This window comes from Buttiauxella agrestis (assembly GCF_900446255.1).
GTDB classification, from domain to species: domain Bacteria; phylum Pseudomonadota; class Gammaproteobacteria; order Enterobacterales; family Enterobacteriaceae; genus Buttiauxella; species Buttiauxella agrestis.
In genome coordinates this window covers 3,522,345-3,535,527 of the sequence record NZ_UIGI01000001.1, presented here as the reverse complement: position 1 = coordinate 3,535,527, position 13,183 = coordinate 3,522,345, and the positions used below count along the sequence as shown (strand labels likewise).

At 52.2% G+C, this 13,183-nt stretch carries 12 protein-coding genes; 4 read left to right on the top strand and 8 right to left on the bottom strand.

All coding sequences use genetic code 11. From position 1 onward, the window contains the following. Nucleotides 1–151: 151 nt before the first annotated feature. Both chiP and chiQ read left to right on the top strand, forming a co-directional pair. Nucleotides 152–1,549 carry a chitoporin ChiP gene (gene chiP / locus DY231_RS16765; protein WP_115630131.1) on the top strand — a complete coding sequence of 466 codons (1,398 nt, stop codon included), beginning with the start codon at nucleotides 152–154 and terminating at the stop codon, nucleotides 1,547–1,549. A gap of 48 nt (nucleotides 1,550–1,597) precedes the next feature. Beyond that, nucleotides 1,598–1,930 carry a ChiQ/YbfN family lipoprotein gene (chiQ, locus tag DY231_RS16760; protein ID WP_115630129.1) on the top strand — a complete coding sequence of 111 codons (333 nt, stop codon included), beginning with the start codon at nucleotides 1,598–1,600 and terminating at the stop codon, nucleotides 1,928–1,930. Between the two features lie 89 nt (nucleotides 1,931–2,019). Here chiQ and fur read toward each other — a convergent pair whose 3' ends face one another. The 4 genes from fur to ybfF all read right to left on the bottom strand — a co-directional run bounded on the left by fur (nucleotide 2,020) and on the right by ybfF (nucleotide 4,630). Beyond that, nucleotides 2,020–2,472 carry a ferric iron uptake transcriptional regulator gene (gene fur, locus DY231_RS16755; protein ID WP_115630127.1) on the bottom strand — a complete coding sequence of 151 codons (453 nt, stop codon included), beginning with the start codon at nucleotides 2,470–2,472 and terminating at the stop codon, nucleotides 2,020–2,022. Nucleotides 2,473–2,754: 282 nt separating this feature from the next. Then, complete coding sequence (gene fldA / locus DY231_RS16750; RefSeq protein WP_034494043.1) at nucleotides 2,755–3,285, bottom strand: flavodoxin FldA; 531 nt, start codon at nucleotides 3,283–3,285, stop codon at nucleotides 2,755–2,757. A 151-nt stretch (nucleotides 3,286–3,436) separates the two neighbouring features. Then, the gene (gene ybfE, locus DY231_RS16745) at nucleotides 3,437–3,718 is read right to left on the bottom strand and encodes a LexA regulated protein (protein ID WP_034494044.1); all 282 of its coding nucleotides are present in this window, start codon (nucleotides 3,716–3,718) and stop codon (nucleotides 3,437–3,439) included. Nucleotides 3,719–3,853: 135 nt separating this feature from the next. Then, complete coding sequence (gene ybfF / locus DY231_RS16740; protein WP_115630125.1) at nucleotides 3,854–4,630, bottom strand: esterase; 777 nt, start codon at nucleotides 4,628–4,630, stop codon at nucleotides 3,854–3,856. A gap of 201 nt (nucleotides 4,631–4,831) precedes the next feature. Between ybfF and seqA the strand changes: the two genes are divergently transcribed. Together seqA and pgm are read left to right on the top strand one after the other, a co-directional pair. Next, the gene (gene seqA, locus DY231_RS16735; RefSeq protein WP_115630123.1) at nucleotides 4,832–5,380 is read left to right on the top strand and encodes a replication initiation negative regulator SeqA; all 549 of its coding nucleotides are present in this window, start codon (nucleotides 4,832–4,834) and stop codon (nucleotides 5,378–5,380) included. Nucleotides 5,381–5,405: 25 nt separating this feature from the next. Then, nucleotides 5,406–7,049 (top strand): phosphoglucomutase (alpha-D-glucose-1,6-bisphosphate-dependent), encoded by a 1,644-nt coding sequence (gene pgm, locus DY231_RS16730; RefSeq protein ID WP_115630121.1) that lies wholly within the window; start codon nucleotides 5,406–5,408, stop codon nucleotides 7,047–7,049. A 49-nt stretch (nucleotides 7,050–7,098) separates the two neighbouring features. On the opposite strand, the gene kdpE is transcribed toward pgm, so the two are convergent. The 4 genes from kdpE to kdpB all read right to left on the bottom strand — a co-directional run bounded on the left by kdpE (nucleotide 7,099) and on the right by kdpB (nucleotide 13,182). Next, nucleotides 7,099–7,776, bottom strand: coding sequence for a two-component system response regulator KdpE (gene kdpE / locus DY231_RS16725; RefSeq protein WP_115630119.1), 678 nt, complete (start codon nucleotides 7,774–7,776; stop codon nucleotides 7,099–7,101). After that, nucleotides 7,773–10,460: a two-component system sensor histidine kinase KdpD gene (kdpD, locus tag DY231_RS16720; RefSeq protein ID WP_115630117.1), complete on the bottom strand. Its 2,688-nt coding sequence runs from the start codon at nucleotides 10,458–10,460 to the stop codon at nucleotides 7,773–7,775. Before kdpD ends, kdpE begins: the two co-directional genes overlap by 4 nt. An 85-nt stretch (nucleotides 10,461–10,545) precedes the next feature. Further along, nucleotides 10,546–11,121: a potassium-transporting ATPase subunit KdpC gene (gene kdpC, locus DY231_RS16715; RefSeq protein ID WP_115630115.1), complete on the bottom strand. Its 576-nt coding sequence runs from the start codon at nucleotides 11,119–11,121 to the stop codon at nucleotides 10,546–10,548. Between the two features lie 12 nt (nucleotides 11,122–11,133). Beyond that, on the bottom strand, nucleotides 11,134–13,182 hold the full coding sequence (gene kdpB / locus DY231_RS16710) for a potassium-transporting ATPase subunit KdpB (RefSeq protein WP_115630113.1): 2,049 nt from the start codon (nucleotides 13,180–13,182) through the stop codon (nucleotides 11,134–11,136). Nucleotide 13,183: the final 1 nt, after the last annotated feature.

Below are 13,183 nucleotides of genomic sequence, written 5' to 3'. Positions count from 1 at the left end.
TGATAATTCGCGTCGCGAAAAATAGTCTTAAGAAAGCAGTAATGCGGGCAAATATTCATAACCGCTTTAGCCGTTAGGCATTTTTACTTTTTTCGCTATATGACGTCTTTTAACGTCCAGCGATTATTTATTCGTCAAAGAGGAATTTTCTATGCGTACGTTTAGTGGCAAACGTAGTGCGCTTGCGCTTGCAATCGCAGGTGTTACGGCTCTTTCAGGATTAGTAGTCATCCCTCAGGCAACAGCAGCAGGTTTTGTTGATGATTCAACACTGACCGGTGGTGTTTATTACTGGCAGCGTGAGCGTGACCGTAAAGACGTCACAACGGGTAAATACGAAACTAACCTTGCGCACTCCACCTGGAACGCAAACCTGGACTTCCAGTCAGGTTATGCCGCTGACATGTTTGGTCTGGACATTGCGGCCTTTACTGCTATCGAAATGGCAGAAAACGCTAACAGCGGTCACCCAAATGAAATCGCATTCTCCTCTTCTAACAAAGCTTACGACGAAGATTATTCCGGCGATAAGAGCGGCATCAGCCTTTATAAAGCAGCGGCTAAATTCAAATACGGCCCGGTATGGGCGCGTGGTGGTTACATTCAGCCAACCGGTCAAACTCTGTTAGCACCACACTGGAGCTTCATGCCAGGTACTTACCAGGGCGCAGAAGCCGGTGCAAACTTTGACTATGGCGATTCTGGTGCTCTGAGCTTCTCCTACATGTGGACCAACGAGTATAAAGCTCCGTGGCACCTGGAAATGGACAAGTTCTATCAGAACGATAAGAACACCAAAGTCGATTACTTACATTCACTTGGTGCGAAATATGACTTCAAAAATAACCTGATTCTTGAGGCCGCATTTGGTCAGGCTGAAGGTTATGTTGATCAGTATTTCACCAAGGCGAGCTACAAATTTGATATCGCGGGCAGCCCGTTAACCACCAGCTACCAGTTCTACGGCACGCGTGACAAAGTTTCCGACGGCAGCGTGAACGATCTGTACGACGGAACCGCATGGTTGCAGGCATTGACTCTCGGATACAGAGTCGGCCAGGTTGATTTGCGCCTTGAAGGAACCGTGGTTAAGGCCGATGGCCAACAGGGCTACTTCTTGCAGCGTATGACGCCAACTTACGCCTCTTCCAACGGTCGTCTTGATGTGTGGTGGGATAACCGCTCTGACTTCAACGCCAACGGTGAAAAAGCGGTATTTGCAGGCGCGATGTATGACCTGAGCAACTGGAATCTTGCGGGTTGGGCAGTGGGTGCTTCTTATGTTTACGCATGGGATGCTAAACCAAGCTCCAAACCAACGACAGACGGTTACTACGATGCGGATAACCGCCTGAAAGAATCTGCGTACAGCCTTGATGCGTTGTACACCGTTCAGGATGGTCGTGCGAAAGGCACTCTGTTCAAACTGCACTTCACTCAATACGACAACCATTCCGACATCCCAAGCTGGGGCGGTGGTTACGGCAACATCTTCCAGGATGAGCGTGACGTGAAATTTATTGTTATCGCACCATTCACCATCTTCTGATGTGATTCCGGGCGCTAAACACGCCCGGTTTTCTTAAGGATATCAAACATGAAAAAGCTAGTTCTGATTACGGTGATGGCGTTAGGTTTGAGTGCGTGTGCGCAGCAACAACCTAAAACGGCTCCGGAAGATACTAAATTGAAACAAGCGTATAGCGCTTGTATTAACACCGCAGAAGGCAACCCGGATAAAATCCAGGCCTGCCAGAGTGTGTTAAATGTTTTAGGTCAGGAAAAAGAGCATCAGGATTTCGCGAAGAAAGAAACGGTGCGTACCCTGGATTACCAGAACTGCATTCAGGCGACCCGCACGGGTAATGACCAGGCGGTAAAAGCCAAATGCGACAAAATCTGGCAAGAGATTCGCGCTAACAACAAATAATGGCTGCGCGTAAGCAATAAAAAAACCGGTGAGCTTCCTCACCGGTTTTTTTATGCCTGGCTTCTGAATCAGAAGGCAGAATATACGGATTACCTTTCGCTGATTTCGTGTGCGTTTTCATCAGTACGGCAATCACCTTCAGCGCAGTGACCGTAAAGGTACAGGCTGTGGTTAGTCAGACGAATGCCATGACGTGATGCGATTTCGCGCTGGCGGGCTTCGATTGAATCATCACTGAATTCAATAACCTTGCCGCAATCCAGACAGATCAGATGGTCATGGTGATGCTGCTGCGTCAGTTCGAACACGGATTTGCCGCCTTCGAAATTATGACGAGTCACAATGCCTGCATCATCAAACTGGTTTAGTACACGATAAACGGTGGCGAGACCAATCTCTTCGCCCATATCAATCAGACGTTTATAGAGGTCTTCCGCACTGACGTGGTGGTTCACCGGCCCTTGCAACACTTCAAGGATTTTTAATCGCGGAAGCGTGACTTTCAAGCCGGCCTTCTTTAATGCGGTATTATTGTCAGTCATGCGGAAATTGTCCTGTTGCTTAACGATTCGCTCGGACTCAGGGTGAGCGTTAAGATGAATGCGTCTCATTATAGAACTGCCACTTCTAAATGGGAACCGCAAGTATTATGCATAATCAAGCTAAAAAATGGCGGCTGAGTCGCGATTTGTTTGCCTTGCTAGCTTTTTGATCAGGAGTTCATTGTACAGGGACAAACTGAAAAGTTAAAAATTTGTAGCGATTATTTTAATCGATAATATCTATCAATGTGACGCAACCCAATAGTTGCGTCACATCTGGCATCAGGCGTTGATGATATCAGCCAGGTTCAGCTCGTCAGAAACTTGTTTGACCCATTTCTGAACGCGTTCAGCCGTCAGTTCTGGTTGACGATCTTCGTCGATAGCCAGACCGACAAAATGATCGTCGTCAGCCAGACCTTTAGAGGCTTCGAAATGGTAGCCCGCAGTTGGCCAGTGGCCGACGATAGCTGCACCGCGTGGCTCAATGATGTCGCGGATAGTGCCTAACGCGTCACAGAAGTATTCCGCGTAATCTTCCTGGTCGCCACAGCCGAACAGAGCAACCAGTTTGCCATTGAAATCAACTTCTTCCAGCGTCGGGAAGAAATCATCCCAGTCGCATTGTGCTTCACCGTAATACCACGTTGGGATGCCGAGAAGCAGAATATCGAAGCCTTCCAGGTCTTCTTTGCTGCTCTTAGCAATGTCATGCACCTCAGCAACTTCTTTACCGAGCTGTTTTTGAATCATTTTCGCGATATTTTCGGTGTTACCAGTGTCGCTGCCGAAAAAAATGCCTACGATTGCCATGAGTAAAATAACCTCTTGATACTTAATGGTATGGTGGCTGCTATTTGGCCACAGATAGGGCAATCATAGCAGAACACTTCGTGGTGCGGAAACTGCTATCGCCCCGGTGTGCACAGACTGCAACATTGCATACCAGGACATAGCACTAAAACTAACTGAGATGCTGCTTCAGTTGCGCGAGTAGTATCTCTTCAATCAGCTCGCTACGGCTGATATTGCGCGCTTCAGCCAGTTGGTTGAGAGCATCTACCGCGTCATTATTGAGCTTTAGCTCCACTCGCTTCAGGCCGCGTACCTTATCGCGCTTGAGTTGATTGCGTTTGTTGATACGCAATTGCTCATCACGCGTTAGCGGATTTGTTTTTGGTCGCCCCGGGCGACGCTCGTCCGCGAACAGATCTAATGTAGTACGGTCCGTTTGTTCTTTTGCCATGATTAGACTACTGACAGGGAATTCAGGTGGCACTGAGCGGGGTGCTCTGGCGCAATTTAGCGCGCAATCATACATCAGCATGGCTTGCGCGCCAACGCGTTAGCCGCAACTTGCGGCCAGTCGGTTTGTTTTTAATCAGTTTGCTGCGGATTCACCGATAAAACGATGAATTGCGCGCAAAACAGCATCAGGTTTTTCGGCGTGAACCCAGTGGCCAGCACCGGCAACCACATGCGCACGGGCCTGTGGGAACTGCGAAAGCAGCTGTTCGCGGTGAGATTCGTCAACATAAGGAGATGCTCCCCCGCGAATAAACAGCGCCGGTTCGTTCCAGGCAGGGATGTTTTTCCATCCGACAATATTCTCATATTGCTCCCACAGCACCGGCACGTTGAATTTCCATTCGCCGTCAGAAAAGGATTTCAGCAAAAACTGAATCACGCCTTCTTCATTAAGATGCTCGCGCATAATCACGGCGGCTTGCTGGCGAGTTTTCACGTTTGCGCGGCTCACTGCATTGATCGCTTCGAAAATCTCATCGTGGCGGCGCACTTGATAATCCACCGGGGCGATATCAATCAGCACCAATTTATCGATACGTTCTGGGGCGACGGCGGTTAACGCCATTGCCACTTTCCCGCCCATGGAATGGCCGATAATAATGGCTTTCTTAATGCCATATTCATCAAGCGTTTCGACAACATCCTGCGCCATCGCAGAGTAGTTCATTTCTTCGCTACGCGGCGATAACCCATGATTGCGGAGATCAATTTGCAGCAACGGATGATCCTGCCCCAGTGAGCGGGCCAGTACGCCGAGGTTATCAAGGCTACCAAAAAGACCGTGAATAAGGACGATGGGGGAATTACTAGTCAATTGTTGCGCAGTTTGCAGGCGAGCATTCAATTTCATGGCAAAGTTCTTTTTTTTTACTTCGTGAGGTTAGGGTATCATAACGGCATTCTGCCACAGTCGGCTTTCCACTGCGGTGCCGCAAATTTCCAGTTTAGTCTGACTTTGTGGCGTGACAAAAGTTTGGCTCTACCCGAGGTTGGGATTTGTCCTTATAATCCCAACAACTTGTATTCAGAAAAGATATCGCACTGGATTAAGATGAAAACAATTGAAGTTGATGACGAGCTCTATCGCTATATTGCCAGCCACACGCAGCACATTGGTGAAAGCGCGTCCGATATTTTACGGCGCATGCTGAAATTTACCGCCGGTCAAACTCCTGCTACACCTGCAACGACCGGCCAGACGGCGGCAACTGCCGCACCTGCCCCGGAAGCCAAACCCGTAAACAAAGCACGCGATCGTGTTCGTGCGGTGCGTGAATTGCTGCTGTCCGATGAATATGCGGAGCAAAAGAAAGCCGTTAACCGTTTCATGATGGTGCTTTCGACTTTGTATACCTTAGATGCTCATGCTTTTGGTGAAGCGACCGAGTCGCTGCACGGTCGCACCCGTGTCTACTTTGCAGGTAACGAGCAAACGCTGCTGCAAAATGGCAACCAGACCAAACCTAAGCATGTTCCTGGTACGCCATACTGGGTTATCACCAATACCAATACAGGCCGTAAATGCAGCATGATCGAACACATCATGCAATCAATGCAATTCCCGGCGGAATTGATTGAAAAGGTTTGCGGCACAATTTAACACCTCGCGTCAGAAGGAAAGGCCAATGGCTAACCACCCTCGTGCAGGACAACCGGCACAACAGAGCGATTTGATTAACGTAGCCCAACTGACGGCCCAGTATTACGTGCTGAAGCCTGAAGTGGGGAATAGCGAACACGCGGTGAAGTTCGGAACGTCCGGCCACCGTGGTAGTGCGGCACGTCATAGTTTCAATGAACCTCACATTCTGGCGATTGCTCAGGCAATTGCTGAAGATCGTGCAAAAAATGGCATTACCGGGCCGTGCTACGTTGGCAAAGATACCCACGCGTTATCTGAACCTGCGTTTATCTCCGTGCTCGAAGTGTTGGCTGCAAATGGTGTGGATGTCATTGTGCAGCAGGCAAACGGCTACACGCCAACGCCTGCCATCTCGCATGCAATTCTGACGCATAACAAAAACGGTGGCGCGCAGGCCGATGGCATCGTCATCACGCCTTCGCATAACCCGCCGGATGATGGTGGTATCAAATACAATCCGCCAAATGGTGGGCCAGCTGATACCAACGTCACTAAAGTCGTTGAAGATCGCGCCAACGCATTGTTGGCAGCGGGTCTGAAAGATGTAAAACGCATCTCTCTGGATAAAGCCTGGGCAAGCGGTCACGTACAAGAACAAGATCTGGTGCAGCCGTTTATTGAAGGGCTGGTGGATATCGTTGATATGGCCGCCATCCAGAAATCGGGTCTGAAATTGGGTGTTGATCCGCTCGGCGGTTCCGGTATCGAATACTGGCAGCGCATCGCGAAACACTACAATCTGGATCTGACGATTGTTAACGATCATGTCGATCAAACCTTCCGCTTTATGCATCTGGATAAAGATGGCGCTATCCGCATGGATTGCTCTTCCGAATGCGCAATGGCGGGTTTGCTGGCACTGCGTGACAAATTCGATCTGGCATTTGCTAACGACCCGGATTACGACCGCCACGGTATCGTCACGCCTGCTGGCCTGATGAACCCGAACCACTATCTTGCAGTTGCGATTAACTACCTGTTCCAGCATCGCCCACAATGGGGCAAAGATGTTGCGGTCGGTAAAACGCTGGTTTCTTCAGCAATGATTGACCGCGTGGTCAACGATTTAGGCCGTAAACTGGTAGAAGTACCGGTTGGTTTCAAATGGTTTGTTGATGGTCTGTTTGATGGCAGCTTTGGTTTTGGCGGCGAAGAGAGCGCCGGGGCATCGTTCCTGCGTTTCGACGGCACACCGTGGTCTACCGACAAAGACGGCATCATCATGTGCCTGCTGGCCGCAGAAATTACTGCCGTAACTGGCAAAAACCCGCAGCAGCATTATGACGAACTGGCTGCGCGCTTTGGTGCGCCAAGTTATAACCGTCTGCAAGCTTCTGCGACTTCCGCGCAAAAAGCCGCACTTTCCAAACTTTCACCAGAAATGGTGAGTGCAAACACCCTCGCGGGCGACCCGATTACCGCACGCTTAACGGCAGCACCGGGTAACGGCGCATCCATTGGCGGTTTGAAAGTGATGACCGACAACGGCTGGTTTGCAGCCCGTCCGTCTGGTACTGAAGATGCCTACAAAATCTATTGCGAAAGCTTCTTAGGTGCAGAACACCGTCTGCAAATTGAAAAAGAAGCGGTAGAGATTGTCAGCGAAGTGCTGAAAAACGCGAAGTAATTCGTAGAACTGAAAAGGCGCCGAAAGGCGCTTTTTTTGTTTGTAGAATCTACAACATAAACCGATAACCGATCCCGGTTTCGGTCAACAGATGCGCCGGGCGCGCCGGATCGCTTTCCAGCTTCTGGCGTAAATGTCCCATATAAATGCGCAAATAGTGGCTGTGTTCCACGGCATTTGGCCCCCAAACCTGATTGAGCAACTGGCGTTGTGTCAGCACTTTTCCATGGTTATTGAGCAGGGTGGCAAGCAGGCGAAACTCGATCGGTGTGAGGTGGATTTCGGCACCATCCCGGGTAATGCGACGGTTGGCGAGATCAACGCTGATATTTGAAAACTGATAAACCGGATCGGGCTGCGCAAGGCTTGCATGGCGACGTAAGACGACACGCAGTCGCGCTTGCAGCTCGCCAATCCCAAACGGTTTGCTGAGATAGTCATCGGCTCCGGCATCCAGCGCGTCAATCTTTACTTGCTCATCGCTACGCGCGGAAAGCACTACAATCGGCGTCTGGCTCCACTGGCGGAAATCACGGATAAAATCAATGCCATCGCCATCGGGCAAACCGAGGTCGAGAATCACTAAATCAGGCTTGCGGGTCGCGGCCTCAAGCAAACCGCGTTGCAGCGTTTCGGCTTCGTGGACGCGTAACGATTCCGCCTCCAGCGCGGTGCGCAAGAAACGGCGGATCTCTTTTTCGTCTTCAACTATCAGAACGGATATCACAGCGTCTCATTCATCTCAGCAAGTTCTGGCGGCGGGGGAAGGGGTAAAATAACATGAAAACTGGCTCCGCCTTCCACCCGATTAGCCGCAATAATTTTTCCGTCGTGGACTTCAACAATCGCCTGGCAAATTGCCAGCCCTAAACCTACGCCAGGGATTGCCGACTCTTTGTTACCCCTGGAGAATTTATCAAAAATCTTTTGTTCCTGGCCAACAGGAATACCCGGCCCGCTGTCCCAGACTTCAACGTCCAGCTTATCAGCCAGAGCTTGCGCGCGAATGCCAATTTTGGCCTGGTAGCCTGCGTATTTTGCCGCATTCTCAAGCAGGTTTATCAGCACCCGTTCAAAGAGCGGGCCATCAACATGAATCAATAGCAGAGGATCCGGTAAGTCCAAATCAATATGTCGCCCACCCAGCCCTGGCTCCAGCATTTTTAACGCGCTGCCGACCACCTCTTCCAGCGTTAACCACTCTTTGCGCAGATTAAATCCACCGGACTGAATCCGCGCCATATCCAGCAAATTGTTGACCAGACGCGTGGTATTGAGCACATGCTGGCGTATATCGTTGGCTTGTGGCGCATGTTTAGAGCCTTCAGAGGCCAGATCCAGAGTCAGGATTTCCGCCTGTCCAAATAACACTGTTAGAGGTGTACGCAAATCGTGCGAAAGGGCGGCGAGCAGTGAGTTACGAATTTGCTCGCGTTCGCTCGAAAGCCGGGCTTGTTCTTCACTTGCGGTCAGCAAAAATCTTTCCAGCGCCGTCGCCGTCAGCAAAGTGAAAGTTTCCAGCAGTCGCTGCTGCTCAGGAATCATCAACTGGCGTAAATTATTGGGTTCGACGATGAGCAAGCCGAGTGTTTTTTCCGGCGTTTTCAGCGGCAGAATTTGATACGGCACGCCGGGTAAAGTATCGGTCCCAGCACCTGCGGGCTGGCCTTTGTCAAAGCTCCAGCGGGCAATCGCTTCGTCCCAGTTTTGCGGTTCACTCTGCCCATTGGCACGCACTAACACACCCTTCTCGTCAGGCAGTAAAAGCTGGGCGCGGGCGTGAAAACTGTTTTTGATAAATAGCTCGCTGGTCGCGGCAATATCTTGCGGCGTACGTTCTGCGGCAAGGGCTTTAGACATCTCGTAAAGATGGCGCGTACGCTGCTCGCGATAACGGGCGATGCGTGCCTGATAGCGCACGCCCGCCGTGAGATTCCCGATAACCAGGCCAACGGTCAGCATAACGGCGAACGTCAACAGGTACTGGATATCAGAAACCGCTAGTGTGCCGTGAGGCGCAATAAAGAATAAATCGAAGCTCAGCACGCTGATAACTGTCGCCAGAACCGACGGCCAGCGGCCATAAAACAGCGCCACAATCACCACACCCAGCAAATAAAGCATCACCAGGTTAGCGGCATCAAAACCCATCAGCCATTGATTCGCGATAAACGTCGTCACCGCGCAAAGGGCGACGGCGACACCACATCCGCGCAATTGCGCACGCCATTTTTCGCTAAAACTGCGGGTGTCTTGAGCCGAAGGAGAGACAGCAGAGGGTTTATCGTCAAGGGCGACAATCACCAGATCAAGGTCTGGCGCACGGCGGGCTAAACGATCGGCAAAGGATTCCCGGTTCCAGAAGCGTCGTGTTGTGCGTCTGCCAATAATAATCTTGCCGAGATTATGCTCGCGTGCGTAGCGCAAAATCGCTTTATCTTCTGCCGGATCGGCAAGCGTGGTGGTTTCAGCCCCCAACTCTTGAGCGAGGCGAAGCGAGGCCAAAATCGCGCGACGTTGATGTTCAGGTAACCGGTGAAGCTGCGGGGTTTCGACGTAAACGGCGTGCCAGACGCTGCCTAGTTTTGCCGCCAGGCGCGCGGCGGTGCGCACCAGTTTTTCATTGCCGGAACTGTGGCCGATACACAGCAAAATGGCATCTCGCGTGTGCCAGACTTTTTCTTCGCCCTGGTTATCGCGCCAGGCACGCATTTGATCATCAACGCGGTCGGCGGTGCGGCGCAGGGCCAGTTCGCGCAGCGCAATCAAATTCCCTTTACGGAAGAAGTGTTCGATGGCGCGTTCGGCCTGGCCTGAGATATACACTTTCCCTTCGTGCAGGCGCTGGCGCAAATCATCCGGCGGCAAATCGACCAGCACGATTTCATCGGCGGCGTCAAAAATCGGGTCGGGTACCGTTTCGCGCACCTGAATTCCCGTCACGCCACCAACAATATCGTTCAGGCTTTCAAGATGCTGCACGTTGACGGTGGTGAACACATCAATCCCGGCGTCGAGCAACTCTTCCACATCTTGCCAACGCTTAGGGTGGCGCGAACCGGGCGCATTGCTATGCGCCAGTTCGTCCATCAGGATCAGCGCCGGGTTACGTGCCAGCGCCGCGTCGAGATCAAACTCCTGAACCCAGCGCCCACGGTGGTGTATCCGTTTTGCAGGCAGAATATTCAGCCCGTTCAGCAGCGCGGCAGTTTCCTGGCGGCCGTGAGTTTCTACCACGCCAATCAGGATATTTAACCCTTGTCCTCGCAGCCGCTGCGCTTCCTGAAGCATGGCGTAAGTTTTCCCCACGCCTGCACACGCGCCGAAGAAAATCTTTAGCTTGCCGCGCGATGGGCGGTTGACCTGCTCCAGCAATTTATCCGGATTAGGGCGCAGCGGTTCCTGAGACATATCAAATCCTTTTTGGTGGATGACGCTGGCGCTTGCTCGCGGCCGGGCAGGGCGGATAAGCGCAGCGTCATCCGACAGTTTTCTCTTAAGGTGCCTGGAGAGCATCCAGCGCCAGGTTAAACAGCAACACATTCACCACCGGTTTACCGATAAAACCCACCAGTGGGTGAGTGGTATTTTCTGCTACCAGACGTGCCACTTGTTGAACGGGCAAACCGCGCGCGTTAGCGATACGCGGAATTTGCCAGGCGGCGGCTTCTGGTGAAATTTGCCCGTCCAGGCCACTGGCCGACGCAGTAACCAGCTCAACGGGAACCGCCGGGTTGGCTTGCGGATTTTCCTGTCTTAATGCCGCGATACGTTCGGTAATTTGTTTATCTAACTCTGGATTGCTTCCTGCCAAATTACTGCCGCCGGAGGCCATTGGATTATAAGGTGTTTCTGCGGTTGCAGAAGGGCGACCTTGTAAATACTTGGCTTCGGTGAAGTTTTGCCCAATCAGGCTGGAGCCGCGTACTTCGTTGGCCTGAATAATCAATGAACCATTGGCCTGCTCATGGAACCACCACTGGCCTAAAAGAGTGGTCAAAAGCGGGTAAAGTCCGCCTGTAATCAGGGTCAGCAAAATCAGTAACAGTATAGCGGGACGTAAAATAGTCATTTGTTTTTCCTCTTAAACCAGGCCACAAACGGTCAGCACCAGGTCGATAGCTTTGATGCCAATAAACGGCACAATTAAACCGCCGAGCCCGTAAATCCACAGATTGCGGCGCAACATGGCTGCGGCGCTCAGCGGTTTGTAACTCACGCCACGCAATGCCAGTGGAATCAAAAAGATGATGATCAGGGCGTTGAAAATCACCGCGCTTAAAATCGCCGAAGTCGGGGAGTGCAGGTGCATCACGTTCAGCGCATTGAGCTGCGGGTAAGTCGCGGCAAACGCGGCGGGAATAATTGCGAAATACTTCGCCACGTCGTTGGCGATACTGAATGTGGTCAGCGAGCCACGGGTCATCAGCATCTGTTTGCCGATATGCACCACTTCAATCAATTTGGTTGGGTTGGAGTCCAGGTCCACCATGTTGCCGGCTTCTTTCGCCGCCTGAGTGCCGGAGTTCATCGCCACCGCCACGTCTGCCTGCGCCAGCGCCGGGGCATCGTTGGTGCCGTCGCCGGTCATCGCCACTAAACGGCCTTCCGCCTGATACTGGCGAATCAGTGCCAGTTTGGCTTCCGGTGTCGCTTCCGCGAGAAAATCATCGACACCCGCTTCGGCGGCAATCGCAGCAGCAGTCAGACGGTTATCCCCGGTTATCATCACGGTTTTAATCCCCATCTGGCGTAACTGCGCAAAGCGCTCTTTAATGCCACCTTTGACAATATCTTTCAGGGCAATCACACCGAGTACGTTGGCGCCTTCCGCGACAACCAGTGGCGTGCCACCAGTGCGTGCAACACCTTCGACGAGAGTATCCACCTGCGGCGGGAAATGACCGCCATTGGCTTCAACGTGGCGACGAATAGCATCGACAGAACCTTTGCGAATCATGCGATCCTGAATATCGATGCCGCTCATCCGGGTCTGCGCGGTGAAGGGCACAAATGTGGCATGCAGGTTTTGCACATCACGTTCGCGCAGGTTAAAGCGCTGTTTTGCCAGCACCACAATGCTGCGGCCCTCAGGTGTTTCATCGGCAAGCGACGAAAGCTGTGCCGCATCGGCCAATGTTTTTTCATCAATACCGGGAGCCGGAAGGAAATCTGAAGCCTGGCGGTTGCCAAGCGTAATGGTGCCGGTTTTATCCAGCAGCAAAACATCTACGTCGCCAGCCGCTTCTACGGCACGCCCGCTGGTGGCAATCACGTTTGCACCCAACATACGGCTCATGCCCGCCACGCCAATGGCCGAAAGCAGTCCGCCAATCGTGGTCGGTATCAGGCAAACCAGCAGGGCAATCAGCACCGTGACGCTCACCGCCACGCCGCCATATTGCGAGAATGGCCAAAGCGTTGCCGTTGCCAGTAAGAAGACGATGGTAAGTGCGACCAGTAAAATCGTCAGCGCGATTTCGTTCGGCGTTTTACGGCGCTGGGCGCTTTCCACCATCGCTATCATGCGGTCGAGGAAGGTTTCGCCAGGGTTCACACTGCACTGAATCACCAGCCAGTCGGAAAGAATGCGCGTCCCGCCAGTCACGGAGGCAAAGTCACCGCCTGACTCACGAATCACCGGCGCGGATTCACCGGTAATCGCGCTTTCATCCACCGATGCGCCGCCTTCCAGCACCTCGCCATCACACGGGATAATATCGCCCGCTTCAACCAGCACGATATCGCCTTTGCGTAAATCGGCGGCAGGCACATGGTCCATCTGCGCGTCGTGATGCGGGGCGCGTAACTTGCGCGCAAAACTGGTTTTCTTCACCCCTTTCAGGCTATTAGCCTGGGCCTTGCTACGGCCTTCAGCCAGCGCTTCGGCGAAGTTTGCGAACAGCACCGTAAACCAAAGCCATACGCTAATGGCGGCGGTGAATGGCGCATCACCGGGAAGTTTTCCACTGAACATGGCAATCGCCAGAGCAGTGGTCATCACGCTACCGACCCAAACAATAAACATCACCGGGTTGCGCCATTGCACTTGTGGTGTGAGCTTTTTAAAGGAATCTATCAGCGCCTGACGAATCAGCGATGGTTCAAATAGCGCCTGTTGCTTGCGACTCATG